Genomic DNA, 25665 nt, shown 5'->3' with positions numbered 1-25665 from the left:
GCGCGGGATGGCCGGGATGGAGAGGGCGGAAGGGGCGGGGGGGCTCTCCATTCCCTTCGGTCCTTCCTGTCTCTCCACCCTTCTACCGGTGTGTCTCGGATGGGCTGACGGGTTGTCCTCGGGCGCTCTCGATGCGTGATCCGTGATGCGTGACCTTCGTCGGGAAAGATCACGCATCACGAATCACCATCGCTGATCTGGAACCCATCAGCCGGACTGTGACGCGGTACTAGCCCTCTCTGCCCTTGCGGCGCGGGACCCGGACGGCCCGGCGGCGTACGAGCGCCCCCCGTTCCCCGACCGCTATGCAGCCGCCCCCGATCCCCCCCGACAGCACGCCCGACGAGATCGACGCGGCCCTGGCCGACCTGGCCACGCACGCGACCGAGTGGGCCCGGCTCCCGCTCGCCACCAAGATCGAGATGCTGGAGGGGATCCTCCCCCGGATCGCGGACGTAGCCGGGCGCTGGGTGACGGCCGCGTCGCGCGCCAAGGGGATCGCCGTCGGGTCGCCGCTGCGAGGCGAGGAGTGGACGTCGGGCCCGTGGGCGCTCGCGAGCTACGTCGGGCCCCTCGCCGAGACGCTGCGCCACGTCCAAGCCGGGACGCTGGACCGCGCGCTCGACGGCCGCGTCCGCCAGCGGCCGGACGGGCAGACGGTCGTCCGCGTGGTGCCGGACGGGCTGTACGACCGCGTCCTGCTCAGCGGCATCGAGGCCGAGGTCTGGATGGAGCCGGGCGTGACGCCTGAGTCGCTGCCTAGCACGATGGCCACGTTCTACGACGAGGCCGACCCCGAGGGCGCGGTCGCGCTCGTGCTCGGGGCCGGCAACATCTCGTCGATCCCGCCGCTCGACGTCCTCTACAAGCTGTACGCCGAGGGCCAGGTGGTGATGCTCAAGATGAACCCGGTGAACGCCTACCTCCAGCCGCTCTTGGAGACCATCTTCGAGGCGTTCGTCGAGGCCGGCTACGTCCGGTTCGCGGCCGGTGGCGCCGAGGTCGGCCAGTATCTCACGACGCACGACGCGGTCGACGCCATCCACATGACGGGGAGCGCGGCGACGCACGACGCCATCGTCTACGGGACCGGCGACGAGGGCGCGCGGCGGAAGGCGGCCGACGAGCCCCGGATCGACACGCCGGTGACGAGCGAGCTCGGCGGCGTCAGCCCGTGCCTGGTGGTGCCGGGCGACTGGTCCGAGCCGGACCTCGCGTTCCAGGCCGAGCACGTGGCCTCCCAGAAGCTCCACAACAGCGGGTTCAACTGCATCGCGAGCCAGGTGCTGGTCCTGCCCGAGGCGTGGGCCCAGCGCGGCTCGTTCCTGGGCGAGGTCCGCCGCGTCCTCGACGCCGTCGACGACCGCCCGGCCTACTACCCCGGCGCCGACGACCGCCTGGCGACCTTCGCCGAGGCGTACCCCGACGCCGAGCGGTTGGGCCCGGACGGCACGCGCCTGCTGGCGACCGTCCCGCCCGACGCCGACCAACCGGCGTTCCGCAGCGAGGTGTTCGGCCCGGCGCTCGCGGTCACGGCCCTGCCCGGCGGCGGGCCCGACGAAGACCCCGGGGACTGGCTCGAGCGCGCCGTCGAGTGGTGCAACGAGACGCTGGCGGGCACGCTGGGGGCCACCATCCTGATCCATCCGCGGACGCGCCGCGCGCTCGGCGACCGGTTCGAGGCGATCATCGGGCGGCTCCGCTACGGGACCATCGGGGTCAACGTGTGGTCCGGCGCCGGCTACTTCCTGGCGCAGGGGACGTGGGGCGCGTTCCCCGGCCACGCCCGCGACGACATCCAGAGCGGGGCCGGCGTGGTCCACAACGCCTGGCTGTTCGACCGGCCCCACAAGACGGTCGTGTCGGGCCCGTTCGCGCCGTTCCCGCGGTCGCTCCTGCTCGGCGAGACGCACACGGCCCCGACGCCGATCTTCTTCGTGACCAACCAGACGGCCGAGACGACGGCCCGGCGCGTGACCGAGTTCGCCGTCGCCCCGAGCCCGGCGCGGCTGCCCGGCATCGTCGCCTCGGCGGTCCGGGGGTAGGATCGGGGGAGTGTGGGAGGAACGTGTCTGAGAAACTGTTTGGCAGAGGCTCGGCGTCCGCTACGGGGTCCCCTCTCCCCCCGGGAGAGGGACAGGGTGAGGGGTCCGAGGGTTCTCGACGGCTACCGCGCTGCGAGCCGACCGCCCCCCCTCACCCTAGCCCTCTCCCCCCAGGGGGTGGAGAGGGGACCTGATCTCGCTTACCAAACCGTCTCTGAATCCCTCCTGCTCCACGCTCTACGGCCCTCCCGCCTTCGTGTCCCCCGCATCGGGTGCGCCCCGAGGGGTCGGAAAGTCGGCGGGACGACGGACCCCGGGCCGGGCCCGGTCGTTCCTCCGTCTCCACTCCAGACCTCTCAGCCATGGCCACCGAGCCCACCAAAAAAGACGGCCCCCTCCTCACGACCGCCGACGGCGCCCCGATCCCCGATCAGGAGAACGCGCTGACGGCCGGCCCGCGCGGGCCGGTCCTGATGCAGGACGTGGTCTTGCAGGAGCAGATCCAGCGGTTCAACCGCGAGCGCGTGCCCGAGCGCGCCGTCCACGCCAAGGGCTCCGGCGCCTACGGCACGTTCACCGTGACCGGCGACATCACCGAGTACACCCGAGCGTCGATCTTCAGCGAGGTCGGCAAGGAGACCGAGTGCGTGGCCCGGTTCTCGACCGTCGCCGGCGAGCGCGGCGCGGCCGACGCCGAGCGGGACCCGCGCGGGTTCTCGCTCAAGTTCTACACCGACGAGGGCAACTGGGATTTGGTGGGCAACAACACGCCCGTCTTTTTTGTGCGCGACCCGTACAAGTTCCAGATGTTCATCCACTCGCAGAAGCGGCACCCGCACACGAACTTGCGCGACGCCGACATGCAGTGGGACTTCTGGAGCCTGTGCCCGGAGTCGCTCCACCAGGTCACGTGGCTGTTCGGCGACCGCGGCATCCCCAAGACGTACCGCCACATGAACGGGTACGGGAGCCACACCTTCTCGCTCATCAACAAGGACGGCGTCCGGACGTGGTGCAAGTTCCACTTTAAGACGGACCAGGGCATCGAGTGCCTGACCAACGAGGAGGCGACCGAGCTCATCGGGCAGGACCGCGAGAGCCACCAGCGCGACCTGTGGCAAGCCATCGACAACGGCGACTTCCCGTCGTGGACGATGTACGTCCAACTCATGACGCAGGACGAGGCCGACGCCTTCGAGTGGAATCCGTTCGACCTCACCAAGGTGTGGCCGCACGCGGACTTCCCGCTCGTCGAGGTCGGAAAGCTGGAGCTCAACCGGAACCCGCAGAACTACTTCCACGAGGTCGAGCAGGCCGCGTTCAACCCGAACGTGATGATTCCAGGCGTCGGGCCGAGCCCGGACAAGATGCTCCAGGCGCGGCTGATGAGCTACCAGGACGCGCACCTCTACCGGATCGGGGCCAACTACCGCGACCTCAAGGTGAACCGGCCGCACGTGCCCGTCCGCAACTACATGCGCGACGGCCAGTTCGGCGGCCAGCTCGACGACGGGACGGGCCACCCGAACTACTACCCGAACTCGGTCCCCGGCGCCCCGCGCCCGGACCCGAGCTACGCCGAGCCGGCGTGGGCCTTGGGCGACGTGACCGTCGACCGCTACAACAGCCGCCTCGACCCCGACGACTTCAGCCAGGCCGCCGACCTCTACAACCTCATGTCGGAGGACGAGAAGGGGCGCCTCGTTGAGAGCCTGGCCGGCTCGCTCGGCGGGTGCCAGCGCCAGGAGGTCGTCGACCGCCAGCTGGCGCTGTTCGACCGGGTGGACCCAGACTACGGCCGGCGCGTCCGCGAGGCCGTGTCGAAGGTCCGCAGCGGTGGCGGCGACGGGCAGTCGGTCGACGCGGCGATGGCCGTGCGCGACGCGGTCCCCGAGGGCGAGGCCCAGCGCGACTAGGAAGAGGTACACGGTACCGGGTGCGAGGTACGGCGAGGTCACCTACCCGGTACCGTGGACCCCGTACCCATGTCAGACCCCATCGACCTCAACCACGTCGACCACCACGAGATCGCCCGGCGCGGCGACGCCGAGGTGCTGGCCGTCTTCCTCGACGCCGGCCTCGACCCCGACCTCCGCGACGCCAGGGGCCACACGTTGCTGATGATCGCGGCCTACAACGACCAGCACCCGACGACGGCCCTCCTGCTCGCGCGCGGCGCCGACCCCGACGCGCCCGACGCCAGCGGCAACACGCCGCTGATGGGGATGGCCTTCAAAGGCCACCTCGACCGCGCCCGCCAGCTCGTGGACGCCGGGGCCGACCCGAACGCCCAGAACCCCGCCGGCGCGACGGCCCTCCACTTCGCGGCCCTGTTCCGCCAGCCCGAGTTGGCCGATGTCCTGCTAGCGGCCGGTGCCGACCCGTCGCTCCGCGACGCTCGCGGGATGACGCCGGCCGACCTCGCCGCCGCCCACGGCCACGCCGACCTCGCCGAGCGGCTACGCTCGGGCGGCTGACCGCCCGGGGCCTCAGTAACCCAAGCTGTGCCTCCGGTCCTCGCGTTCGTCGGGACCGAGGACGGGGGACGGAGGACCGCCTGGGACCCGTCAGGAGAGCCGGTCCCCGGTCTTCCGTCTCCGGTCCCACCGCCTCTTCCGGTTCCGACACAACTCGGGTTCAGTATCATCGGCGCCCCACCCGCCGTCCGTCCATGCCGTCCGTCCCCCATTTCCACGTCGCCATCGTCGGGACCGGGTTCGGGGGGATCGGCGCGGCCGTCCGGCTGATGCAGGAGGGCGTCGAGGACGTGGTCCTGTTCGAGCGGGCGGACGCCGTCGGCGGGGTGTGGCGGGACAACACGTATCCGGGCGCGGCGTGCGACGTCGAGTCGCACCTCTACGCCTTCTCGTTCGCGCCGAACCCGGACTGGAGCCGGCGGTTCTCGCCTCAGGCCGAGATCCGGGCCTACCTCGAGGACGTCGCCGAGCGGTTCGGCGTCCTTCCCCACATCCGCTTCGGCCACGACGTCCGCGACGCGACGTGGGACGACGACGCGGCGCGGTGGCGGATCGAGACGAGCCGGGGCCCGTTCACGGCCGACGTGCTGGTGGCCGCGCCGGGCGGGCTCGCCGAGCCGCGCCTGCCCGAGATCCCCGGCCTCGACACGTTCCAGGGCGACGTGATGCACACGGCGCGGTGGGACGACGCCGTCGAGGTCGACGGCCGGGCCGTGGCCGTCGTGGGGACCGGCGCCTCTGCGATCCAGGTGGTGCCGCCGCTCCAGCGGGTCGCCGAGACGCTGACGATCTACCAGCGGACACCGCCCTGGATCATCCCGCGCCGCGACGGCCCGTTCTCTCGGGCCGCGCGCGAGCGGTTCCGCCAGCGGCCGGCGCTCCAGCGGGCGCTGCGGACGTCGCTGTTCGGCTACCACGAGACGTACGGGCTCGCCTTCCGCCACCCCTGGATCGCCCGCCAGGCCGAGGCCGTGATGGCCCGCCGCCACCTCCGCGCCCAGGTCCCGGACCCGGCCCTCCGCCGCGTCCTGACGCCGGACTACCGGCTCGGCTGCAAGCGGATCCTGCTCTCCGACGACTACTACCCGGCCCTCACCCGGCCCAACGTGACCGTCGTCGACGGCGCGCTCGTCGAGGTGAGGGAGCGCGAGACGGTCGGGGCCGACGGCGTCGCGCGGCCGACCGACGTGATCGTGTTCGCGACCGGGTTCTACGCGACCGAGATGCCGTTCGGCCAGCACGTCGCCGGGCGCGACGGGCGGCGGCTGTCGGAGGTCTGGGGCCGGAGCCCCACGGCCCACCTCGGGACGACGGTGGCCGGCTTCCCCAACTTCTTCCTGATCCAGGGGCCGAACACCGGCCTGGGCCATTCGTCGGTCGTGCTGATGGCCGAGGCCCAGATCGAGCACGTCGCGAACGCCGTCGGCGCGATGCGGCGGCACTCGCTGGCGTCCGTCGAGCCGACGGCGGAGGCGCAGCAGGCGTGGGTCGACGAGGTGGACCGACGGGCGGAGGGGACCGTCTGGACGTCGGGCTGCGAGTCGTGGTACCTCGACGAGACCGGCCGGAACGCGGCGATCTGGCCGGGCTCGGTCCCCGCGTTCCGGCGCCGCGTCGCGCCGTTCGACCCGTCCGAGTACCGGCTCCGCCCGCTCGGCCCCGAGGCCGGCGACGGGGCGGCCGGCGAGCCCGCTCGTCTCGGTTCCCTCGCCCCCACGCCCGACGTGCCGGGCGAGCCCTCGGCCGTCGACCGCCTCCGAGGGGCCGCCGCGCGCGTCGTCGGCCGGCTGCCCGACGCCGCGCAGGTTGCCCTCGCCGGGTCCCCACCGCCCGAGGTCGACGGCCAGCGGCTCGACCCGGCGACCCACGCCGTGCTGGCGCTCAACCCCCGCGAGGACGGCGCCGCGCTCGTCCGCCACGACGTCGAGGACGCCCGGGCGCGCTACCGGCGCGACACGGCCGCGGTCACCGGCACGCCGACGCCCGTCGGCGCCGTCCGCGACCTCGCGGTCGACGGGGCCGCGGGCCCGCTCGACGCCCGGTTGTACGCGCCGGCCGGCGTCGACCGGCCGCCACTGCTGGTGTTCTTCCACGGCGGCGGCTACGTCGAGGGCGACCTCGACACGCACGACGAGCCGTGCCGGCTGCTGTGCCGCCAGGCCGGCCACACCGTCTTGAGCGTGGCCTACCGGCTCGCGCCCGAACACCCGTTCCCCGCCGCCGTCGACGACGTGGTCGCCGCGTTCCGGTGGGCGCAGCTGCACGCCAGCCGTCTCGGGACCGACGCGAGCCGCGTGGCCGTCGGCGGCGACAGCGCGGGGGGGGCGCTCGCGACCGTCGTGGCCCAGGCCACCAAGGGCGACGCGCCGCCGGTCGCCCAGCTCCTGCTCTACCCAGCGACCGACCACCCGACGTGGCGGCCCTCGCGCGACCTGTTCGACGGCTACCTGCTGACCGAGGCCGAGCGGCGCGCGTTCTTCGACGTGTACACGGCCGGTCGAGAAGACGGCACGGACTGGCGGATCTCGCCGATCCGGGGCCGCCTTGACGGGCTCGCGCCCGCGCTCGTGGTGACCGCCGGGTTCGACGTGCTCCGCGACGAGGGCGAGGCCTACGCCCGCGCGCTCCAGGCCGCCGGCACTCCGGCCGCCCTCTACCGCCAGGCCGACCTGCCCCACGGGTTCATCCACCTGACGTCGGTCAGCCCGTCGGCGAAGCGCGCTACCGTCGCCGTCGCGCGGCGCTGGCGCCAGCTGGTGCGGGAGACGTGAGGCGACTGGACCTGAGCGGCGGCGTCGCCGTCGTGACCGGCGCGGCGTCGGGCATCGGCCGGGCGACGGCGCTCGCGCTGGGCCGCCGCGGGTGCGCCCTCGCGCTCGTTGACCGCGACGCCGACGGGCTGGCGTCGGCGGCGACGGAGGCCCGCGCCCTCGGCGCCGACGCCAGCGAGCACGTCGTGGACGTGGCCGACGCGGACGCCGTCGCGGCGCTGCCCGAGGTGGTCCTGAGCCGGCACGGCCGGGCGACCGTCCTGGTCAACGCGGCTGGCGTCGCGCTGAACGGCCGGTTCGAGGAGTTGTCGATGGACGAGGTCCGGTGGCTCTTCGAGATCAACGTGTTCGGGCTCATCGGATTGACCAAGGCGTTCCTGCCGGCACTCACCGCGAGCGGCGGCCAGATCGCCAACGTGTCGAGCCTGTTCGGCATCCTCGCGCCGGCCGAGCAGACCGCCTACGCGGCCTCGAAGTTCGCCGTCCGCGGGTTCAGCGAGGCGCTCCGGCACGAGCTCGAGGAGACCGGCGTCGGCGTGACGGTCGTCCACCCGGGCGGCGTGGCGACGGCCATCTCGCGCAACGCCCGGCTCGCGGCCGGCGCCGACGCCTCAGCGCTCGCGGCCCAGGCCGAGCGGTTCGAAAAAACGTTCCTGACGACGCCGCCCCACCGCGTCGGCGAGGCCATCGCACGGGCGGTCGAGCGGCGACGGCCCCGGCTGATCGTGGCCAAGGGCGCGCGCGCCGGGGCGTGGCTCCAGCGGCTGATGCCGGTGGGCTACTGGCGCGTGCTGGCGCCCGGCTTCCGCCGGACCGTCGGGCGCTGAGAGGGGTCCGCGTGGGGCCCGTGACCCGGGCACGCCACCGGCGTGCCTACGATGGGCGGCCCGGTCGTCCGCCTCCGACCACGCGCACCGTCACCAGCAACTGCCCCACGTGCCGCTGGGTGTGCTCGGCGGCGTGGACGAGCGTCCCGACCACCGTCGACGGCAAGCGCTGGCGGCCGACGGGCCGGGCGTCGGCGAGCGTGGCCGGGTCGGTGGCCCGGAGCTGGGCCAGCGCGGCGTCGACCCCGTCGCCGAAGGCGTCCGCCAGCGCGGCCGGCGTGAGCGCCTCGTCCCGCGCGCCCTCCGCCGCGAGCGTGGCGAGCTGTTTGTCGGAGAGCGGCTCGCCGCGGGCGTAGGTCAGCATCCGGTCCAGGACGCCGGCGAGGTGCTGGAGGTGGAAGCCGGCCGAAGCTGCGCCGCCGGGCCGGTCCCACAGGCGATCCGCCGGAAGCTCGTCCGTCAGCGCCGTCACGTCTTCGCGCGCCTGGAGCAGCGCGTGGGCGACGGGCTGGAGCAGCGCCGGCACGCCGTCGACGGGGCCACGGAGCCAGACTTCGGGCATCATGGGGTGGGAAGGATGTCGCCTTCGGACGGACTGTAGCGGGCTCCGGTGCGTGATCCGTGATGCGTGATCCTCGGCGAGGAGAGCCACGGATCACGCATCCGCTCTCAAGAGACCCGTCGAGGACGACCGACGAGGCTCCCTCACGCCAGGTTGTGGAAGACGCGCTGGACGTCCTCGTCGGCCTCGATCTTGGCGACCAACTCCAGGACCGCGTCGGCCTGCTCGTCGGGGAGCTCGGTCGTCGTCGTGGGGACGTACTCGACCTCGGCGGCGATGGGCTCGATGCCGCGCTCGTCGAGCGCCTTCTGCATCGTGCCGAAGTCGGAAAAGGAGCACCGGGCCAGGAGCGCGTCGCGCCCGTCCTCGGTCGTCGTCTCGCCGAGGTCCTCCAGGCCCGCGTCGATCAGCTCGAGCTCGAGCTCGTCGCGGTCGCCGACGGTCGCGGGGTCGAGCGTGAACGCGCCCATCTTGGTGAACTGGAACGCGACGCTCCCACTGGTGCCCAAGTTGCCGCCGCCGCGCGCGAGCACGGCCCGGAGGTTGGCGACGGTCCGGTTCACGTTGTCCGTCGCCGCGTCGACCAGGAGCGGGACGCCGTGGGGCCCGTAGCCCTCGTAGAGCACCTCGTCGTAGCTCGCGGTGTCCTTCCCGAGCGCCCGCTTGATGGCGGCCTCGACCTTCTCCTTGGGCATGTTGACGCCCTTGGCGTTCTGCATGGCCCGCCGGAGCTGCGGGTTGAGGTCGGGGTCCGGCCCCCCGGCCCTGACGGCGATTACGATGTCCTTCCCGATCCGGGTGAACTGCTTCGCCATCCGGTCGTAGCGCGCGAACATCGTGTGCTTGCGCTTCTCGAACATGCGGCCCATGCGCGCGGGGTACTGGTGAGCCCGCAAGCTACCGACCGCACCGGGAGCGGTCGTCCGCCGTCATGCCACGTCCTTGCGGCTCGTCCCGTCCATCTCGAGCGCGAAGTCGGCGCCGAAGGCGGTCGAGGGCGTCTGGAAGCCGATGTCGGCGCGGCCGTCCAAGACCGCGAGCGCCGAGCGGAGCGCGGCGTCGGCGGTGAAGGCGTAGCCCTCCGGCCCGGCCCACGTCGCCACGGCCCGCCCGCCCGCGTCGTCGGTCGCTTGGCCCCAGACGAACGACGCGCCCCGCTCGCGCTCGGCCTCCGTCGGCCCGGACACGCGCCAGGACACGAGCCGGCGCAGGGCCGCCTGCACCGGGGCCGCCTGCAAGACGGGGCCGAGGGCTCGGCTCGCCTTCATCACCCGGACCGCCGTGTCGGGGAAGGCCGCGTAGGTCGTGATGGTCGGGATGCCGGTCGAGTGGAACGCCGTGCTCACGTCGCCCCACGGGATCGCGACGCACCGCCGCGCCTTGCCGTCGCTGAAGGTGGCCTCGACCGTGTCGTGGGCCGCCGGCACCGTCACGATCTGGCCGTCGCGCCGCATCGCCCCGCCCGCGCCCAGGTTCTCGACCGCCGTCTGCGCCGTCCCGTGCGACGCCGACGACAGCGCGCGGATCGCCAGCTTGAGCGTGGTCGCCGTCGGCAGCCGCTCCTTGAGGTGCATCGCCAAGCAGTCGGTCGGGACCACGTCGAAGCCGGTGCCGGGCAGCACGGTGATGCCGGCCCGGCGGGCGGCCGAGTCGCGGCCGGCGAGCGCCTCGAACACCTCGATCTCGCCGGTCACGTCGAGGTAGTGCGTGCCCGTCCGCAGGCACGCCTCGATCATCGGGGCGGACGTGCGCGAGAACGGGCCGGCGGCGTGGAGCACCAGCGGGTGGCTTGTGAGCACGCGGTCGAGCGTGGCGGTGTCGTCGAGCGAGACCGTGACGGCGTCGAGCTCGGTCCTCTCGGCCACGACCGCGAGCTTGTCGGCGTCGCGGCCGGCGAGCGTGGGGCGGTGGCCGCGCGAGACGGCGAGGTCGGCGATCAGGCGACCGGTGTAGCCGGTGGCGCCGTAGAGCAAAAAGGGCATGGGCCGATCAACGCGGGCCGGCGGGCGGGGTGCCCCGCGCCGCCGCTCAGCAGGCCTCCGCCACCGGGACGCCGCCGACGGTCACCAGCCGGTCCGCGCGGACCTCGGCGCCGGTCCCCAGCCGCACCCAGTCGGCGCCGTCGCGTGCGAACACGTCGTCGACGGTCGTCTCGGCCGTCCGCTCGGCGTCGCCGTCGCGCCAGACGACGGCGACGGTCTCGCGGCGGACGGCCCAGCGTTCGAGCCGGTCGTGCATTGAGCAGGCGATGGGCGTGTAGGCAAGGTCAGGCATGGGCGGTGGGCCACAGCGAGTGGCGGCGGGATCCGACGAACAACGCGGCCACCACGACGACGCCGGCGGCGACCATCGCACCCCACAGCACGCCCTCCGCGCCGACGCCGATGGCGACGAACGCCCACAGCAGCACGAGCGCGACCGCGAGGTCGGCCGTCCGCGCCAGCAGCCACGCGCCGACGCTGGCGACCGCCAGCACCACGAGCGCGGGCCAGACGACGGCGTCGGTGGTCCAGCCGAGGTCGCGGATCCAGACAGTCACGTTGAGCGGCGTGGCCACCGCGAGCCACGCCAGGAACAGCGACACCGGCACGCCGAGCGCCCACCGCTCGGCGCCCCGCAGCCCCATCCGGTCGAGCCGGACGTACGTCGCCACGAGCGACGCCACGAGCGACGCCACGAGCGACGCCACGAGCGACGCCAGGATCGCCACGATCACGAGCGCCGCGATCCCGAAGTGCCCGGTCAGCCACGGGATCTGCCACAGCCCGTTGAGCCCGTTGGCCGCGACGAACGGGACGGCGACCCGGTAGTAGCGCGCGCCCCGCTGGGCCGGCAGCGCCTGCCAGACGGCGAACACGGCCACGCCCGCGAAGATGACGGACCACACCGAGAACGCCCAGCCGGCCGGCGTGATCGGCGTCGGCGCCGCGTCGGAGACGGCGCCGGTGTCGACGCCGAACAGCACGCCGGCCCCGGCGAGCCCGTTCATCGTCAGGTTGAAGGCGACGGCGAGCCCGACGGCGATCTGTCGCGAGAGTCCGCGCATGGAGGGGGAGGGCGGGGCGGGCCTACGCCGATCCCCCACCCCGCGCTCCGCCGGACCCGATGGCCCGCCTGACCGTTCGGTCACACCCTCCCCCCAGACCATGTTCGGACTCGACGCCCTCACCCCCGACGACCAGGAGCAGGTCCGCGCCGACCTCCGGATCGCGCTCACCGGCGGCCTGGTCGCCGCGGTCCTGATGGGGACCGTGCTGGTCCTGGTCGGCAACGTCGGCGACAGCGAGGCGCGGTCGCTGCTCCAGGCGGCGATCCCGACCATCCGCTCGTTCACGTCGACGGTGATGGTGGTCAGCGCCTCGACGTTGGCGCTCATGCTCACGATCCTCGGGCTGACGTCGGACACCGACCGCCAGATCCGGGGCAGCCACTTTGAGCGGATCCGCCAGATCGCCCTCGCCGACGTCGTCGTGTTCGGCGCGGCGACGCTGCTGCTCGTGAGCCTGGTGGTCCCGTTCGGCGACGCCTCCGGCATCCCGCACCGCTGGTACGACGTGGTCTACTACGTCGCGACGGGCCTGTCGGCGCTCGTCGGCGGCGCGGTGATCGGCGTCATGCTCCTGATCTACGCGGCCGTCCGCGACCTTACGGAGACGTTCGGGCCGGGCGACGAGAGCCCGCTCCTCGACGAGGAGGAGCCGGAGGACGGCTGACGCCACATCCGGCCGGGTCCGCGCTCGATGGGACACCGTGCGCGGGGTCGCTGCCGGGACGGACGCCGGCCCGTTCAGACGCAGCGCTCCCCGCCGTCGGCCCGCTACGCGAACGCCGCCGCGACGAGGGTCTCGGCCTGGTCGTAGGCGTCGGCCGCCGCGGTCAGCTTGCCGAAGGCGTCCTCGAGCGAGCCGCCGCCGCCGGACGCCGTGACCTCCTCGGGCGACCCGGTCTGTAGGATGTGCCCGTCCCGGATCACGACGACCAGGTCGGCCACTTTCTCGACGGCGTCGAGAAGGTGCGACGAGTAGAACACGGTCCGCCCGCGCGCGGCCAGCGTGCGCAAGAGCGCCCGCGTTTGCAGGACGGCGTGGGCGTCGAGGCCGCCGAGCGGCTCGTCCAGGAGCAGGACCGGCGGGTCGTGCAGGAGGGCGGCCGAGAGCAGCACCTTCTGCTTCATCCCCTTCGAGAACCCGACCATCGAGCGGTCGCCGGCCTCGCTCAGGTCCCAGAAGGCGAGGTGGGCCGCGCTCCGCTCGCGGATCGTGGCCTCGGGCAGCCGGTGCATCCGGCCGATGAACGTGAGGTACTCGTCGGGCGTGAAGCTCTCGTAGACGTGGCCGTGCTCGGGGACGTAGCCGAACCGGCGCTTGGCCTCGACGGGCTCGGCCACCACGTCGACCCCGCCGACGGTGACGCGGCCGGCGTCGGGCGGGAGGGCGCCCGTGAGCAGCCGCATCGTCGTCGTCTTGCCGGCCCCGTTCGGGCCGACGTACCCGGCCACCGTCCCGGCCGCGACCTCGAACGAGACCCCGTGGAGGATCTCGACCCCGTCGATGGCGACGCGGACGTCGTGGACTGCGATCATAGAGGAAAGAGGAGTCAGGGTTCAGGAATCAGGGGGAGGTGCCAACGACCTCCTGATTCCCGATTCCTGTTGCCTGGGGCCTATCCCGGCGGCCACTGGAGCCCGCGCCCGCCGAGCAGGTGGACGTGGAGGTGGAACACGCTCTGCCCCGCGCCCGCCCCGTTGTTGACGACCAAGCGGTAGTCGCTCAGGCCTTCGGCGTGGGCCACGCGGCGGGCGACCGTGAACAGGTGGCCCACGAGCGCCTCGTCCTCGGGCTCGACGGCGTCGGCGCGCGGGATCGGCTTGCGGGGGACGACCAGGACGTGGGTCGGCGCCTGGGGCGAGATGTCGCGGAAGGCGATGGCTTGGTCGTCCTGGTAGACGAGGTCGGCCGGGACGTCGCCGTCGGCGATCTTCTGGAAGAGCGTTTTGTCGGAGTCGTCGGCCATGGGGGCGGGGGTATCGGCAGGGCGACCGCCAAGCTAACCGGCCGGACGGCCGACGCTCGGGACCGCGAGTGGGGGCCGAGGCGTCGCACGGAGGTTGCCACCTCCTTTCGTCGCCATGCGCCCGTACGTCCTCGCCGACCTGACCTGGGCCGTCGCTCGAGACGCCGCAACCGCCGTCGCGGTGTTGCCATGGGGCGCGACGGAGCCCCACAACACGCACCTGCCGTACGCCACGGACACGATCCAGGCCGAGGCCGTTGCCGTCGAGGCGGCGCGGCGGGCGTGGGAGCGCGGGGCCCGCGTGCTCGTGCTGCCGCCGGTCCCGTTCGGGGCGAACGCGATGCAGCTCGGCCTGGGGCCGACCATTGACTTGAGCCCGTCGACCCAGGCCCGCGTGCTGGCCGACGTCGTGCGGAGCCTGGAGGCCGCCGAGATCGGCCGGCTCGTGATCATCAACGGCCACGGCGGCAACGACTTCAAGCCGATGGTCCGGGAGCTCCAGGGCCGGACCAACGTGTTCCTGTGCGCGCTCGACTGGTGGCGCGCGGCGCCGGCCGCCGACCACTTCGACGTGCCGGGCGACCACGCCGGCGAGCTCGAAACGAGCGTCGTGATGCACCTCCGACCCGACCTCGTCCGCCCGCTCGGCGAGGCCGGCGACGGGGCCGAGCGCCCGTTCCGCGTGGCCGCGCTCCGCGAGGGCTGGGCGTGGGCACCCCGCGACTGGCGCCAGATGACGGCCGACACCGGCGTCGGCGACCCGCGCGCAGCGACGGCCGACAAGGGGGCCGCCTTCGTCGACGCCGTGGCCGACCGCGTGGCGTCGTTCCTCGTCGACCTGGCAGCGATGGACCCGTCCGACCCGTATCGGTAGGCACGCCAGCGGGGCGTCGCAGCCGAGCCGGAGGCGGCCGAAGGGCGTAACCTGCCGCACCAAGCCCGACGACAGCGCCGTCATGCGCCCGCTTACGCTGTTCTACTCCTACGCACACAAGGACGAAGACCTGCGCGACGAGCTGGAGAAACACCTCGCTATGCTCCGGCGGCAGGGCGTGATCGAGGAGTGGCACGACCGTCAGATCGTGGCTGGTGACGAGTGGGACAACGAGATCGACCAGCGTCTGGAGCAGGCCGGCATCGTCCTCTTCCTCGTCAGCTCAGATTTTCTCGCCTCGGACTACTGCTACAGCGTCGAGGTGGTCCGAGCGATGGAGCGCCACGAGGCGGGCGCGGCCCGCGTGATCCCCGTCTTCCTCCGGGCCTGCGACTGGAAGGGGACGCCGTTCGGGAAGCTCCAGGGGCCACCCAGGAACGCCCGGCCCGTCACGAGCTGGGAGAACCGGGACGAAGCGTTTACTGACGTCGCCAAAGCCATCCGGCGTGCGGCGGAAGAGATGCAGAAGCGCCAAGTGTCCCCGCCTGCGCCGGGAGCCGTCTGGAACATCCCCGCCTCGACGCGGACGTTTACGGGGCGAGAGGAGCAACTGGCCGCGATAGAGAAGGCGCTTGCAGGCGGTGGGCGTGTGGCGCTCACGGCGCTCTGCGGCCTCGGCGGCGTTGGCAAGACGCAGCTCGCTCTAGAGTTCGCCAAGCGCCACCGCGACGACTACCGCGTGGGCTGGCTGGTCCGGACCAAGGAACGGGGCGTGCTCACGAGCGACTTGGCCGAGTTGGCGGCCCGCCTGGGCGTCGCGGAGCGCGACGCGGGGCCGGAGGCCGTGATCGCCGCGCTCCAACAGTGGTGGGCCGAGCACGACCGCTGGCTTCTCGTCTACGACAACGCCGAGGACGCCGGGGCCGTCCGGGGCGTTCTTCCCGAGGCGGGGCGGGGCCACGTCCTCGTCACCTCCCGGGCCGCCGCATGGCGGGGCGTGGCAGAGCCGGTCCCGGTCCGCGTGCTGGGTCGGGACGAGGCCGCCCACCTTCTGCTCCGCCGGGCGGGGCGGCCGGAGACGGAGCGGCCAGCGGCCGAGCGGCTGGCGGAGGCGCTAGGGGACCTCCCGCTCGCGTTGGAGCAGGCTGCCGCGTACGCCGAGGAGACGGGGCTCTCGTTCGACGACTACCTCGACCTGTTCCGCCAGCGCCGGGCCGACCTGCTCGCCCAGCGGTCTGAGATGATCGACTACCCGGACTCCGTGGCGACGACGTGGAGCCTCGCATTCGAGCGCGTCGATGCGGCGGAGCCGGCCGCCGCCGCGCTCCTCAAACTCTGCGCCTGCCTCGCGCCGGATGATATCCCCGGCCGGCGCATCCGCGAGTGGGAGGTGACGTGGCCGGCGTCGCTCGACGTGGTCCAGACTGACCCACTCGCGTGGGGGCGAGTCCTCGGGGCGCTCCGGCGGCACTCGCTTGTCCGTGTGGACGGCGACCGCCTCGCCGTCCACCGCCTCGTCCAGGCCGTCACTCTCGACCGGATGGACAACGGGGAGCGGGAGAAGTGGACCGGGGTGGCCCTCCGGTTCGTGTGCGACGCGTTCAGGGTCAGCAGTTCGGAGATGTCCGGGCGGATGGTCGAGTTCGCCGCGCTCGTCCCGCACGCCTACGCGGTGACGGGTCTCGACGGGGGGGACGTCGCGGACGAATCGTACCTTCTGGACCGCATGGCTGCGCTCGCTCAGCTCCAGGCTGACTACGCCGACGCGCAGGCGCTGTTTGAGCGGGCCCTCGCCCTTGACGAGGCGGCGCTCGGGCCGGACCATCCCAATGTTGCTGCCGCCCTGAGCAACCTCGGAGGCGTGCTCCGCGCCTCGGGCGACCTCAAAGGCGCCGAGGCAGCGTACCGCCGCGCCCTCGCCATTGCTGAGGCGGCGTACGGGCCGGACCACCCCGATGTCGCCACGACCCTGAACAACCTCGGGCTCGTGCTCCGCGCCCGGGGCGACCTCGAAGGCGCCGAGGCTGCCCACCGCTGTGCCCTCGCCACTTTTGAGGCGGTGTACGGGCCGGACTACCCTCACGTCGCCACAGCCCTGAACAACCTCGGGCTCGCGCTCCACGACCGGGGCGACCTCGAAGGCGCCGAGGCGGCGTACCGTCGCGCCCTTGCCATCGGCGAAGCGGCGCTTGGGCCGGACCACCCCGATGTCGCCAACCGCCTAGGCAACCTCGGGGACGTGCTTCGCGATCGAGGCGACCTCGACGGGGCTGAGGCGGGGTACCGACGCGCCCTCGCCATCTTCGAGCAGAAGCTGGGTTCCGATCACCCGAGCACACGCATAGCCCGCTCGCGCCTCGCTAGCCTCCGCCCCTAGCCGGCGTCGGGGCGTCTCCGCCAGCGGTCGCCGGAACGCCGTCCGCGCCGCGCGGTACCCGCCGGCCCCGCCCTCCGCCCCATGCCGACGGTCTACGTCACCCGCAAGGCCCACTTCAACGCGGCCCACCGCCTCCACAACCCGGCCCAGTCCGACGAGTGGAATCGGGCGACGTTCGGGAAGTGCAACAGCCCCAACTGGCACGGCCACAACTACGAGCTCGACGTGACCGTCGCCGGCGAGCCCGACCCCGACACCGGCTTCGTGGTGGACCTGGCGGCGCTCAAGGCGACCATCGAGGCCGAGGTCGTCGAGCCGCTCGACCACAAGAATCTCAACCTCGACGTCCCCTTCCTGGAGGGGAAGAAGACGTCGACCGAGACCCTCGCCGTCGCCATCTGGGAGCGGCTCGCGCCCCACGTCCCCGGCCTCCACGAGGTGACCCTCCGCGAGACCCCCAACAACTCCGTCGTGTACCGTGGCGAATGATTCCTCGCGCCCCGGCGGCGCCACCGACCTCGCCGTCCGGGACGCCAGCCCGCTCCTGTACGAGCGCCAGGACGTCTACCACGACGCGGCCACCGACGAGCTGGCCGCGCTCACCCGTCGCCAGCTCGAGCTGATCGGCGAGGACCCCGGGCGCGAGGGGCTCATCAAGACGCCCGAGCGCGTCGCGAAGGCGTGGCAGTTCCTGACGCACGGCTACGGCCTCGACCCCGACGAGATCTTGCGGAGCGCCCTCTTTGCCGAGGACTACTCCGAGATGGTCGTCGTCCGCGACGTCGAGGTCTACAGCCTGTGCGAGCACCACGCGCTCCCGTTCTTCGGCAAGGCCCACGTCGCCTACATCCCGAACGGCCACATCGTCGGGCTGAGCAAGATCCCGCGCCTGGTCGACGTCTACGCGCGGCGGCTCCAGGTCCAGGAGCGGCTGACGCTCCAGATCCGCGACGCCGTCGACCGGGTGCTCCGGCCCGAGGGCGTGGCCGTCGTCATCGAGGCCCAGCACCTGTGCATGATGATGCGGGGCGCCGAGAAGCAGAACTCGATGACGACGACGAGCGCCATGAGCGGCGTCTTCCTCGACCAGCCCGACACGCGGGCCGAGTTCATGCGGCTCATCGCGAGCTAGCGCGTTCCCGCTTCGCGCGTCTCCAGACCAAGGCGATCAGGTCCCCCGATGCCCCCCGTGCTGTCGTCCCGAGCGGGAACGAGGGGTCTAGCGGCTCGCCGTTCGGGGGCTTCGACCGACTCGGCGCCCGCGTCCAGCAGATCCTTCGCGTCCGCTCAGGATGACAACGGGGGGAGGTTGTGGTGGCCGATGGCCCTGAGTTCCAGGCCGACGTGAAGGACGCCCCCGGCGCCGCGCGCTAGCTTGGCCGCCCCCTGCCGACCCCCGCCGTGTCCGAGTTCCACCGCCTCGACGCCGACGCCGACGCCCGCTTCTTGCGCGCCCGCGTCGCCGACCCGCTCACCCGCGTCCCGTTCCGCCCGACCAACCAGGTCGTGATGTGCGGGGCCTGCGGGCTCGTCTCGCTGCGCGAGACGTGGGAGGCCCTCGGCGGGTGCCCCAACGGCCACCGGGCGGCCGCCCCGTGGAACGTCGCCGCGGCCGTCGCCGGGGGAGACGGCGCCGCCACCGCTCCGCCTCGCGCCGCTCGTCCGGCGCCGGTCGCCGAGCCCCGGAACCGCTGGCTGACCCCGTTGCTGCTAGCCGTCGGCGTCGCGGGCTTGGTCGTGCTCGGCGTCGTCGTCTTCGGCCTGCTCACCGACCGCGACGACGCGCCCGTCGCCGAGGCCCCCACGCCGACGGCGGAGCCGACCGGGCCGGAAGCGGTCTCTCTCGCCGAGCCGGGGCTCATCGAGGGGACGCTCTCCGAGACCGACTTCGCGACGGCCGACGGCCGGTACCAGGACCTCTACACGTTCGCCGCCGACTCGTCCGGCCGCGTCCTCGCCTTCCGGATGTCGTCGGAGGACTTCTACCCGGACCTGGTGGTCGAGACGCCCGAGGGCGACCGCGTCGAGGCCGAGCTGGTCTCCGAGGACCCCGACACGGGCACCCGGATCGTGGCCGTGACCGGGCTCCGCGGGCCGGGCCTGTACCGGATCCTGGTTGGGTCGCGGGTGCCGGCGCAGACCGGGGCCTACGCCTTCCGCCTGGTCTCCGAGGACCCCGTCCGCCCCCTCGCGCCGGGCGGCCCGGCCGTTCGCGCCGAGCTGGGCGAGTTCAGCGAGCAGGTCGAGGGGTTCTTCCGTGACCGCTACCGCTTCTCGGGCGCCGGGGGGCGCGAGCACACCGTGACCGTCCGGTCGAGCGCGTTCGCGCCCGTCGTCCAACTCCAAGGCCCCGACGGGGCCGTCCGCGGCGAGACGGGCCGTGCCGGGGGCGTCGTGACGTTCGTGTTCACGCCGGCAAAGAGCGGGACCCACACCCTCGTGGTCTCGTCGCAGACGGCCGGGCAGAAGGGGGCGTACTCGGTCCAGCTCGCCGTCGAGGCCGAGCGGGTGACGGCGGAGGTGCCCGACGCCACCCTCCGGGCGCTCCCCACCGACGGCCGCGCCGTCGCCGACTCGCTGGCGGCCGGCGAGACGCTGACGTACGCGATCCGGGGCCGCGTCGGCGACCGGGTCCGGCTCGAGGTCCGGGCCGACGGGTTCACGCCGTCGCTCACGCTCGTCGGCCCGGACGGCACGCGGACGCCGGCGGCGCCCGACGGCGACCGGGCCCGGCTCCGGCTCACGTTGCCCTCGGCCGGGACCTACCGCGTCGTGGTCGGGGCCAGCGGAGGCAGCGGCCTGGCGCGGACGACGCTCGAGCAGCAGGCGGCCGTGGCCGCCGACGACATCCCGCGCCTGCCCGGCGCCGGCGGCTCGGAGACCCCTCCGCCCCCCCCGTCCGACGGCGACCCGGGCTATCGGCCCCAGCCCATCGGCGACGGCGCGCCGGACCCCGGGCGCTGAGCCCGCCGCCCGCCGTAGCTTTCGGTCCCCACAGGCCGGGCCCCACGCCCCGACATGAGCGACGACGCCGACACGATCCGAGTCCCGACGGCCCGCCTCCGCGAGGTGAAGGCCGAGATTGACCAGCTCAAGCGCGACCTCGCCGCCCTCCGGGAGGAGCACGAGAACCTGAGGGCCCACCTCAAGGGCTCGATCCAAGAGGTGGCCCGACTGACCCAGGAGAACGAGCGGCTCCGCGGCTGAGCGCGCCGGGCCCGGCCTCGGACGGCTCGCTAGTGCCGTGATACCAAATCCGGGAGGAGTGTGGGGGTATGGGAGGAGGGAGGGTCCCCTCCCACACCCCCTCCTCCCACACTCGGCCCCACGCCGAACCGGCATCGAGCAGCCGGACTTGGTACGACACGTTGCTCGCGAGCGGACCCCCTGGCCGGCCGCCCCTCGCTCCGCTCAGCGGCCGGCCGACCTATCCAAGGGACAGCTCCTGCGGCACGGAGCGGAGCGATGGCCGCGGGAGCGGGGGCGGCCTACGAGCACCCTGGCATCGCTCTAGTCGATGATCGCCAGCTCGGCCCCACGGAGCAGGTCGTACGGGTTGACCGGGGTGCCCCGGCCGTCGCCCCGCTTGTCGAGGACCTGGAGGTGGAGGTGTGGCCCCCGCGCGTTCCCCGTCGAGCCGACGGTCCCCAGCACCTGCCCGCGCCGGACGCGCGTGCCGACCTCGATCCCGTCCTGGTAGGCGTCGAGGTGGGCGTAGTAGAAGTCCATCCGGCCGTCGGCCGAGGCGAGGTAGAGCGTGTTGCCCCCGAGCCGGTTCCAGTGGCGCCGCGTGATCGTCCCGTCGACGACGGCCACGATGGGCGTCCCGCGAGGGGCGGCGATGTCGATCGCGTGGTGGGTCCGCCCGCCCGAGCGCGGCGCGTCGAACGAGTCCCGCAGCTCGTGGCCCCCGACGCCGACGACGGGGATCACCATCCCGGACGACGCGGCAGAGGGACGGACGACGGGGCGTGGCCGTGCCTCCCGTGGCCGGTCGGCGGGCCGAGCGGGGGGGCGCTCGGCGACGGCGGGCCGCTCGCCACGGGGGGCGCCCCATCCGTTCGGTCGGGCGCCGCCGGTGCCGGCGCAGGCAGAGAGGGCGAGGCCGGCGAGCAAGATCGACGCGGAAGCGAGGCGCATGGCGGGTGCAGCGGGGGGTCGGCACACAGCGAGGGAGAATACGCCCGCCGGAGAGCCGCCATGCGGGCGCGGCGTGTGGGAGTTCATCCGCGCTTGAAAACAACGAACGCTGAGATGCATACTACCCATCGACCGGCAGGAACGCCCCGCCGGGTTTCCCCTCTTCTAGAATCCAATCTATCCAGTGAATACGCTTCTCTCAACCTCCAGCATCCGCAACACGACTGTCGTCAACCGCCAGGGCGAGACGCTCGGGTCCATCGAGGACATCATGCTCGACCCCCAGAACGGGCGCGTCGAGTACGCCGTGCTCGACTTCGGCGGGTTCCTCGGCATCGGCGACAAGCTGTTCGCCGTCCCGCTCCAGGCCTTCGAGATCGACCGCACGAACGAGCGGTTCGTCCTGAACGTGACCAAGGACAAGCTCGAGTCGGCCCCCGGGTTCGACAAGAACGACTGGCCGCAGACGGCCAACCGCGAGTTCGTCGAGGGCGTGTACGACTTCTACGGTCAGCGCGACACGTACCTCCGGTCGCGTGTGAACGAGCCGGCGCTCGCTAACTAGCGCGCCGCACGCAGTCGCGCCCCGTGGAGGGCCGCATCGGCCCCCCGGTTCTCGGCACCGGGGGGCCTTTTTGTGTCCGGTTCACGCGCCGGCCGCCCGCTCGTTGTCGGACAGGCCGGCCCACCAGTCGGCGTAGGGCGTGTTCTCGGGCGCGTGGCGGTTGACGTCGTCGTCGCCGTCCCACCACGTCGGCCCGCGCTCGCCCAGGGCGACCTTGGCGTCGTGGACGCGCGCCCGGGCCTCGCGCTCGGCGTCGGCGTCGTCGGCACGTTTGGCGGTGCCGACGGCGCGGCGGGCGTCCATCAGCTCGGAGACGAGCCGGGCGCGCTCGTCGTCGGAGAGCGAGGGGTTCGAGCACCGCCAGAGACGACCGCCGTGGACGAAGTAGCGGCCGTCCGGCGTGGACGGCAGGTGGTCCGGGCAGCTAGACATGGGGACGGGCGCTGGGCCCGCCCTCTACGCCTGGATCGCGGACAGGATGCCGCCGACCTCGTCGGGGGCAGGCAGCGCCTCGGCCACGTCGCCCGTGGCGAGCACGTCGAGGTAGAACCGGGCGAACGCGAGCCGCTCCTGGGCCGACGCCGACGTGTCCTCGAACAGGTCGTCGAAGCGGGCCATCGCATCGTCGCTGACGCGGCCGGTGACGTAGCCGGCCAAGAGGGCGGTGAAGGGGGTGGGGCGAGCGGGGGTGACCTGGGTCATGGGCGGGGAGGGATGAGCTTGACACGCCCTTCGTCAAGTCGCGTGCCAACCGGCCGATCTCCGCGAGGCCGAGGGCTGGGGAGAGTCGGGGAGCCGTCCGGTCGGTCGGGTCGGAACGCGGGCGTTACCATTCGGCCCCTCGGTCCCGCTCGCCATGACGCCGCTCGCCGCCGCCCGCCGTCAGTTTCAGCACCACGCGTGGGCAGGACGCACCTTGGTCGGGGTCCTGGAGGAGCACCCCGTCCCCGACGCGCTCCGGCCGGCGGCCCACGCGCTCGCCGCCGACCGCGTGTGGCACCGGCGCCTAACGGGTGGCCCGACGGACGGCTTGGAGATCTGGCCGGCCCTCGACGCCGGCGGCTGCCGCGCCCTCCTCAACGAGACCACCGCCGACTGGCGCGCGTTCCTCGCCAGCGTGGACGACCTCGGCGGCACCGCCGTGTATCGGACCACGCGGGGCGACGCCTTCGAGAGCCCGGTCGCCGACGTGCTCGACCACGTCCGCCTCCACGGTGCCCACCACCGGGGCCAGGCGTGCGTCGCCCTGCGCGCGGCCGGCGTCGCGCCGCCCGCCCTCGACCTTATCGTCTGGTCCCGCACACGCTGATGCGCCTCGCCCTGCTCCTCGCGCTCGCCGTCGCCGGCTGCGCCCAGACGCCCCCTGTCGCCGACGCCTCGCCGGCCCCGGCCGACACCACGGACCGGCCGCCCCGGATGGGCCCCGTCTTCGCCGGCCCCATGCGGGCCGACCCCGTGTTCGACGCCGCCTCGCTCGTCGAGGCCATGGCGACGCGCTACCCCGAGTGGGCCCGCACGCTCTCGTTCACCCAACGGACGAGCCGCCGCGAGCCCGACGGCGCCGTCTCGGTCGAGACCTGGCGCGAGTGGGCCGCGCTCCCCGGCCGCCTCCGCATCGAGATGGGCGACCCGATGGTCGGAACCGACATCCTGTTCGTCGGCGACACGATGTACGTGGTCCAGGACGGCCGGCTCGAAGCGGCCGTCGCCGACCGGAACCCGCTCCTGCTGTGGGGCTTCGACGTCTACACGCAGGACCCGGTCGAGACGCTCCGCATCGCGGCCGAGGACGGCGTCGATCTCGCGGCGTTTCGGACGGACGTGTGGGACGGCACCCCGGCCTACGTGCTCGGCGCGCCCGAGACCGGCGAGGTCTGGGTCGAGCGCGACCGGCTCCTGTTCGTCCGCCTGGTGGAGACGGGGCCCGAGGGCGCGCGCCGCGACGTCCGGTTCGAGAACTACCGCCCGCTCGGCGGCGGCTGGATCGCGCCGCTCGTCGAGGTCTGGCAGGACGGCGAGCGCGTGTTCTGGGAGGAGTACTCCGACATCGTGGCCGACCCCGTCCTCGACCCGGTCCTGTTCGAGCCCCGCCGCTGGGCCGAGGGCGTGGCCGAGACCGTGGCCGAGACCCACTGACGCTCAGAGACGGACTCCGCAATCCGAGTGACGAGGGACAGACCTCGGCCCCGCGAGACCAGGGACCGAAGACGGAGGACGGGCATGGGTGTCGGTCTCCCGTCCTCCGTCTCCGGTCCCACAGTCTCTCAGCGTACGCGCCGCGACGTGATGCGGAACCTCCGGGCGTAGGCCGACCCGACCCCCTCCCACTCCATCGTGTCGTCGCGGAGCGAGACGGCCCACGTGCTGTCGTCGTCCGGCCCGAGGTCGCTGTCGAGGCCGAGCCGGCGCGTGCGGGCGTTGTAGACCCAGCGGCCCGTGTTGCGGCCGTAGGGCCGGCCGCCGCTCTCGAACGTGCCGTCGGCGTGGAGGACGATGAAGCGGTCGCCGGCCGGGTTGGCCGTGGCCGAGACATCGTTGCCGCCGTCGGTCACGCGCTCCATCGTCCACCGGCCGACGAGAGCGTCGCGGGCCGAAACGGACCCGGAGGCCGTGGCGCAGCCGCTCGCGACGAGCGCCGCGAGCACGAGGAGAACGGGACGAGACATCGAGATCGGGCAGGTGAGGGACGGAGACCCGGGACGGCAGGCGAGGTTGCGGCGCAGGCTACGATGTGACTCAGCGTCGCCTCGCGGGCCCCCTGTTTGAGCGTCCCTCGCTCCGCTCAGCGGGCACCCGCACTGTCCCCCTCGAAGGGCAGGGCCGCTACGTTCTTTCCGACCATACAGACAACAGGTGTCATTGGCTGGCGCCGTCGCTTCGCGGTCCCGCGCACGCGGGAACCCATATGCAACGGCGCCTCAGCGAGCGGCCCCCTATGGATCCCCGCGTGCGCGGGGATGACGGCCGTTCCGTTTAGGACTCTGACTCGTTTCGCAGAACGTAGCAGCCCTGCCCTCGAAGGGGGACAGCTCCCCGACTTGGGAGCGGAGCGACCGGAAGGGGCGCAGGGGGTCGACGCGAGGGGGGTGGAGAAACGGTCCCCCTCCGAGAGGCACAGCGTGCCACTCCGGAGGGTGCCCGTGACGCGCCAGCCGTCACCCGGGCGGGCCTAGAGCTTGTCATGGACTCAGAACGCCCAGGGCCGCCAACTGACGCAGCAGCAGCGCGACGAACGCCAAGAAGTGGAGGCTCGCCAGCGTCTCCGGCAGCCGCTCGTAGTCCCGAGCGAGCCGCCGGAACCGCGCCAGCCACCCGAACGAACGCTCGACGACCCACCGGCGCGGTAGCAGTACGAACCCCCGCTTCGCCTCGGTGTGCTTGACGACCTCCAGCCGGATCTTGTGCGCGGCCCCCGCCGCTCGCGCCGGCGCCCCGGTGTAGCCCTGGTCCACGAACGCGACCTCGACCCGCTCGCCGCACACCGCCTGGACCCGCTCACAGAGCGCGCCGACCTGGTCGCGGTCGCCCTCGTTGGCCGGCGTCACTACGACCGCGAGCAGGTTGCCGAGCGTGTCGACGGCGGCGTGGACCTTCGAGCCCTTCCGCCGCTTGGCCCCGTCGTACCCGGCGCGCGCGCCGCTCGTGGGCGTCGATTGGAGCGTCCGGCTGTCGAGGATGGCCGCCGACGGGTCGGCGTGGCGGCCGTCGAGCCACCGGACGATGGCGCGGAGGTCGTGGGCCATGGCCTCGAAGACGCCCGCCGCGGTCCAGCGCTCGGCCTGCTGCTGGACGGCCTGCCAGGGCGGGAAGTCGCCCGGGAGGTAGCGCCAGGGCGCGCCGGTGCGGGTGACGTAGCGGAGGCCGTCGAAGACGGCGCGGAGGTCGTGCTTGCGCTGGGGGGCGTCCTCGCGGACGAGGGCGAGGTACCCGACGCAGAAGGCCCACTCGTCGTCGGAGACGTCGGAGGGGTAGGAGTAGGGCTGCGGCATCGCCGAAGCTCACCCCGCCACCGAG

Annotated in this window: 27 protein-coding genes; 15 read left to right on the top strand and 12 right to left on the bottom strand. The window is 73.2% G+C overall.

The genetic code is table 11. The features are described 5' to 3' along the window. Nucleotides 1–305 precede the first annotated feature (305 nt). The 5 genes from ACOOHE_RS18790 (at nt 306) to ACOOHE_RS18770 (ending at nt 8120) form a co-directional block, all read left to right on the top strand. Complete coding sequence (locus tag ACOOHE_RS18790) at nt 306–2045, top strand: aldehyde dehydrogenase family protein (protein ID WP_420455629.1); 1740 nt, start codon at nt 306–308, stop codon at nt 2043–2045. Nucleotides 2046–2407: 362 nt separating this feature from the next. Further along, nucleotides 2408–3961, top strand: coding sequence for a catalase (locus tag ACOOHE_RS18785; RefSeq protein WP_420455628.1), 1554 nt, complete (start codon nt 2408–2410; stop codon nt 3959–3961). Between the two features lie 69 nt (nt 3962–4030). After that, entirely contained in the window at nt 4031–4522 is a 492-nt protein-coding gene (locus tag ACOOHE_RS18780; protein WP_420455627.1) for an ankyrin repeat domain-containing protein, read from the top strand. Nucleotides 4523–4716: 194 nt separating this feature from the next. Beyond that, nucleotides 4717–7293: an alpha/beta hydrolase fold domain-containing protein gene (locus ACOOHE_RS18775; RefSeq protein WP_420455626.1), complete on the top strand. Its 2577-nt coding sequence runs from the start codon at nt 4717–4719 to the stop codon at nt 7291–7293. Beyond that, a complete protein-coding gene (locus ACOOHE_RS18770; RefSeq protein ID WP_420455625.1) occupies nt 7290–8120 on the top strand; it encodes an SDR family NAD(P)-dependent oxidoreductase in 831 nt (276 codons plus the stop codon). Before ACOOHE_RS18775 ends, ACOOHE_RS18770 begins: the two co-directional genes overlap by 4 nt. A gap of 46 nt (nt 8121–8166) precedes the next feature. Here the strand turns inward: ACOOHE_RS18770 and ACOOHE_RS18765 are convergent, their stop codons facing one another. The 5 genes from ACOOHE_RS18765 to ACOOHE_RS18745 form a co-directional block, all read right to left on the bottom strand. Continuing rightward, nucleotides 8167–8682 carry a DinB family protein gene (locus tag ACOOHE_RS18765; RefSeq protein WP_420455624.1) on the bottom strand — a complete coding sequence of 172 codons (516 nt, stop codon included), beginning with the start codon at nt 8680–8682 and terminating at the stop codon, nt 8167–8169. A gap of 143 nt (nt 8683–8825) precedes the next feature. Beyond that, the gene (locus ACOOHE_RS18760) at nt 8826–9551 is read right to left on the bottom strand and encodes a YebC/PmpR family DNA-binding transcriptional regulator (RefSeq protein WP_420455623.1); all 726 of its coding nucleotides are present in this window, start codon (nt 9549–9551) and stop codon (nt 8826–8828) included. Nucleotides 9552–9611: 60 nt separating this feature from the next. Next, entirely contained in the window at nt 9612–10664 is a 1053-nt protein-coding gene (locus ACOOHE_RS18755) for a saccharopine dehydrogenase family protein (RefSeq protein WP_420455622.1), read from the bottom strand. 46 nt (nt 10665–10710) lie between these two features. Further along, nucleotides 10711–10956, bottom strand: a complete 246-nt coding sequence (locus ACOOHE_RS18750) for a hypothetical protein (RefSeq protein ID WP_420455621.1) — start codon at nt 10954–10956, stop codon at nt 10711–10713. Continuing rightward, nucleotides 10949–11728 carry a tryptophan-rich sensory protein gene (locus ACOOHE_RS18745; protein ID WP_420455620.1) on the bottom strand — a complete coding sequence of 260 codons (780 nt, stop codon included), beginning with the start codon at nt 11726–11728 and terminating at the stop codon, nt 10949–10951. Before ACOOHE_RS18745 ends, ACOOHE_RS18750 begins: the two co-directional genes overlap by 8 nt. 100 nt (nt 11729–11828) lie before the next feature. On the opposite strand from ACOOHE_RS18745, the gene ACOOHE_RS18740 reads away from it, so the two are divergent. Further along, nucleotides 11829–12395: a hypothetical protein gene (locus tag ACOOHE_RS18740; protein WP_420455619.1), complete on the top strand. Its 567-nt coding sequence runs from the start codon at nt 11829–11831 to the stop codon at nt 12393–12395. A 104-nt stretch (nt 12396–12499) separates the two neighbouring features. Here ACOOHE_RS18740 and ACOOHE_RS18735 read toward each other — a convergent pair whose 3' ends face one another. After that, nucleotides 12500–13264, bottom strand: coding sequence for an ABC transporter ATP-binding protein (locus ACOOHE_RS18735; protein ID WP_420455618.1), 765 nt, complete (start codon nt 13262–13264; stop codon nt 12500–12502). An 80-nt stretch (nt 13265–13344) separates the two neighbouring features. Further along, nucleotides 13345–13695 (bottom strand): histidine triad nucleotide-binding protein, encoded by a 351-nt coding sequence (locus ACOOHE_RS18730; protein ID WP_420455617.1) that lies wholly within the window; start codon nt 13693–13695, stop codon nt 13345–13347. Nucleotides 13696–13810: 115 nt separating this feature from the next. On the opposite strand from ACOOHE_RS18730, the gene ACOOHE_RS18725 reads away from it, so the two are divergent. The 6 genes from ACOOHE_RS18725 (at nt 13811) to ACOOHE_RS18700 (ending at nt 20153) form a co-directional block, all read left to right on the top strand. Beyond that, the gene (locus ACOOHE_RS18725; RefSeq protein ID WP_420455616.1) at nt 13811–14569 is read left to right on the top strand and encodes a creatininase family protein; all 759 of its coding nucleotides are present in this window, start codon (nt 13811–13813) and stop codon (nt 14567–14569) included. Nucleotides 14570–14651: 82 nt separating this feature from the next. Then, nucleotides 14652–16946, top strand: coding sequence for an FxSxx-COOH system tetratricopeptide repeat protein (fxsT, locus tag ACOOHE_RS18720; RefSeq protein ID WP_420455615.1), 2295 nt, complete (start codon nt 14652–14654; stop codon nt 16944–16946). Between the two features lie 81 nt (nt 16947–17027). Continuing rightward, nucleotides 17028–17435, top strand: a complete 408-nt coding sequence (locus ACOOHE_RS18715; RefSeq protein WP_420455614.1) for a 6-pyruvoyl trahydropterin synthase family protein — start codon at nt 17028–17030, stop codon at nt 17433–17435. A gap of 100 nt (nt 17436–17535) precedes the next feature. Further along, complete coding sequence (gene folE, locus ACOOHE_RS18710) at nt 17536–18078, top strand: GTP cyclohydrolase I FolE (RefSeq protein ID WP_420457638.1); 543 nt, start codon at nt 17536–17538, stop codon at nt 18076–18078. Nucleotides 18079–18347: 269 nt separating this feature from the next. Then, nucleotides 18348–19910 (top strand): hypothetical protein, encoded by a 1563-nt coding sequence (locus tag ACOOHE_RS18705; protein WP_420455613.1) that lies wholly within the window; start codon nt 18348–18350, stop codon nt 19908–19910. A 54-nt stretch (nt 19911–19964) separates the two neighbouring features. Beyond that, nucleotides 19965–20153: a hypothetical protein gene (locus tag ACOOHE_RS18700; protein WP_420455612.1), complete on the top strand. Its 189-nt coding sequence runs from the start codon at nt 19965–19967 to the stop codon at nt 20151–20153. A gap of 303 nt (nt 20154–20456) precedes the next feature. On the opposite strand, the gene ACOOHE_RS18695 is transcribed toward ACOOHE_RS18700, so the two are convergent. Next, nucleotides 20457–21086, bottom strand: coding sequence for a M23 family metallopeptidase (locus ACOOHE_RS18695; RefSeq protein ID WP_420455611.1), 630 nt, complete (start codon nt 21084–21086; stop codon nt 20457–20459). 184 nt (nt 21087–21270) lie between these two features. Here ACOOHE_RS18695 and ACOOHE_RS18690 point away from each other — a divergent pair, with 184 nt between their 5' ends. Further along, nucleotides 21271–21651 (top strand): PRC-barrel domain-containing protein, encoded by a 381-nt coding sequence (locus ACOOHE_RS18690; protein WP_420455610.1) that lies wholly within the window; start codon nt 21271–21273, stop codon nt 21649–21651. Between the two features lie 81 nt (nt 21652–21732). Here ACOOHE_RS18690 and ACOOHE_RS18685 read toward each other — a convergent pair whose 3' ends face one another. Together ACOOHE_RS18685 and ACOOHE_RS18680 are read right to left on the bottom strand one after the other, a co-directional pair. Further along, entirely contained in the window at nt 21733–22083 is a 351-nt protein-coding gene (locus tag ACOOHE_RS18685; RefSeq protein ID WP_420455609.1) for a hypothetical protein, read from the bottom strand. Nucleotides 22084–22107: 24 nt separating this feature from the next. Then, nucleotides 22108–22353 (bottom strand): hypothetical protein, encoded by a 246-nt coding sequence (locus ACOOHE_RS18680; protein ID WP_420455608.1) that lies wholly within the window; start codon nt 22351–22353, stop codon nt 22108–22110. Between the two features lie 154 nt (nt 22354–22507). Here ACOOHE_RS18680 and ACOOHE_RS18675 point away from each other — a divergent pair, with 154 nt between their 5' ends. Next, on the top strand, nt 22508–22960 hold the full coding sequence (locus ACOOHE_RS18675; RefSeq protein ID WP_420455607.1) for a DinB family protein: 453 nt from the start codon (nt 22508–22510) through the stop codon (nt 22958–22960). Next, complete coding sequence (locus ACOOHE_RS18670) at nt 22960–23787, top strand: hypothetical protein (protein ID WP_420455606.1); 828 nt, start codon at nt 22960–22962, stop codon at nt 23785–23787. The genes ACOOHE_RS18675 and ACOOHE_RS18670 overlap by 1 nt, the downstream gene beginning before the upstream one ends. A 128-nt stretch (nt 23788–23915) precedes the next feature. Here ACOOHE_RS18670 and ACOOHE_RS18665 read toward each other — a convergent pair whose 3' ends face one another. Both ACOOHE_RS18665 and ACOOHE_RS18660 read right to left on the bottom strand, forming a co-directional pair. Continuing rightward, nucleotides 23916–24317 (bottom strand): hypothetical protein, encoded by a 402-nt coding sequence (locus tag ACOOHE_RS18665; protein WP_420455605.1) that lies wholly within the window; start codon nt 24315–24317, stop codon nt 23916–23918. A 513-nt stretch (nt 24318–24830) separates the two neighbouring features. After that, nucleotides 24831–25640: an IS5 family transposase gene (locus ACOOHE_RS18660; protein WP_420453934.1), complete on the bottom strand. Its 810-nt coding sequence runs from the start codon at nt 25638–25640 to the stop codon at nt 24831–24833. Nucleotides 25641–25665: the final 25 nt, after the last annotated feature.

Source organism: Rubrivirga sp. (assembly GCF_965213695.1).
In the GTDB taxonomy this organism is placed as follows: domain Bacteria; phylum Bacteroidota; class Rhodothermia; order Rhodothermales; family Rubricoccaceae; genus Rubrivirga.
Note: the sequence above shows the minus strand (reverse complement) of the source record. Positions and strands in the feature narration are given on the sequence as shown.

Coding starts and splice junctions, on each gene's coding strand:
- ACOOHE_RS18790 (WP_420455629.1), top strand. CDS start 306: ATGCAGCCGCCCCCGATCCCCCCCGACAGCACGCCCGACGAGATCGAC.
- ACOOHE_RS18755 (WP_420455622.1), bottom strand. CDS start 10,664: ATGCCCTTTTTGCTCTACGGCGCCACCGGCTACACCGGTCGCCTGATC.
- ACOOHE_RS18745 (WP_420455620.1), bottom strand. CDS start 11,728: ATGCGCGGACTCTCGCGACAGATCGCCGTCGGGCTCGCCGTCGCCTTC.
- ACOOHE_RS18785 (WP_420455628.1), top strand. CDS start 2,408: ATGGCCACCGAGCCCACCAAAAAAGACGGCCCCCTCCTCACGACCGCC.
- ACOOHE_RS18760 (WP_420455623.1), bottom strand. CDS start 9,551: ATGGGCCGCATGTTCGAGAAGCGCAAGCACACGATGTTCGCGCGCTAC.
- ACOOHE_RS18680 (WP_420455608.1), bottom strand. CDS start 22,353: ATGACCCAGGTCACCCCCGCTCGCCCCACCCCCTTCACCGCCCTCTTG.
- ACOOHE_RS18665 (WP_420455605.1), bottom strand. CDS start 24,317: ATGTCTCGTCCCGTTCTCCTCGTGCTCGCGGCGCTCGTCGCGAGCGGC.
- ACOOHE_RS18765 (WP_420455624.1), bottom strand. CDS start 8,682: ATGCCCGAAGTCTGGCTCCGTGGCCCCGTCGACGGCGTGCCGGCGCTG.
- ACOOHE_RS18670 (WP_420455606.1), top strand. CDS start 22,960: ATGCGCCTCGCCCTGCTCCTCGCGCTCGCCGTCGCCGGCTGCGCCCAG.
- ACOOHE_RS18780 (WP_420455627.1), top strand. CDS start 4,031: ATGTCAGACCCCATCGACCTCAACCACGTCGACCACCACGAGATCGCC.
- ACOOHE_RS18715 (WP_420455614.1), top strand. CDS start 17,028: ATGCCGACGGTCTACGTCACCCGCAAGGCCCACTTCAACGCGGCCCAC.
- ACOOHE_RS18725 (WP_420455616.1), top strand. CDS start 13,811: ATGCGCCCGTACGTCCTCGCCGACCTGACCTGGGCCGTCGCTCGAGAC.
- ACOOHE_RS18750 (WP_420455621.1), bottom strand. CDS start 10,956: ATGCCTGACCTTGCCTACACGCCCATCGCCTGCTCAATGCACGACCGG.
- ACOOHE_RS18695 (WP_420455611.1), bottom strand. CDS start 21,086: ATGCGCCTCGCTTCCGCGTCGATCTTGCTCGCCGGCCTCGCCCTCTCT.
- ACOOHE_RS18660 (WP_420453934.1), bottom strand. CDS start 25,640: ATGCCGCAGCCCTACTCCTACCCCTCCGACGTCTCCGACGACGAGTGG.
- ACOOHE_RS18730 (WP_420455617.1), bottom strand. CDS start 13,695: ATGGCCGACGACTCCGACAAAACGCTCTTCCAGAAGATCGCCGACGGC.
- ACOOHE_RS18700 (WP_420455612.1), top strand. CDS start 19,965: ATGAGCGACGACGCCGACACGATCCGAGTCCCGACGGCCCGCCTCCGC.
- ACOOHE_RS18675 (WP_420455607.1), top strand. CDS start 22,508: ATGACGCCGCTCGCCGCCGCCCGCCGTCAGTTTCAGCACCACGCGTGG.
- ACOOHE_RS18685 (WP_420455609.1), bottom strand. CDS start 22,083: ATGTCTAGCTGCCCGGACCACCTGCCGTCCACGCCGGACGGCCGCTAC.
- ACOOHE_RS18775 (WP_420455626.1), top strand. CDS start 4,717: ATGCCGTCCGTCCCCCATTTCCACGTCGCCATCGTCGGGACCGGGTTC.
- fxsT (WP_420455615.1), top strand. CDS start 14,652: ATGCGCCCGCTTACGCTGTTCTACTCCTACGCACACAAGGACGAAGAC.
- ACOOHE_RS18735 (WP_420455618.1), bottom strand. CDS start 13,264: ATGATCGCAGTCCACGACGTCCGCGTCGCCATCGACGGGGTCGAGATC.
- ACOOHE_RS18740 (WP_420455619.1), top strand. CDS start 11,829: ATGTTCGGACTCGACGCCCTCACCCCCGACGACCAGGAGCAGGTCCGC.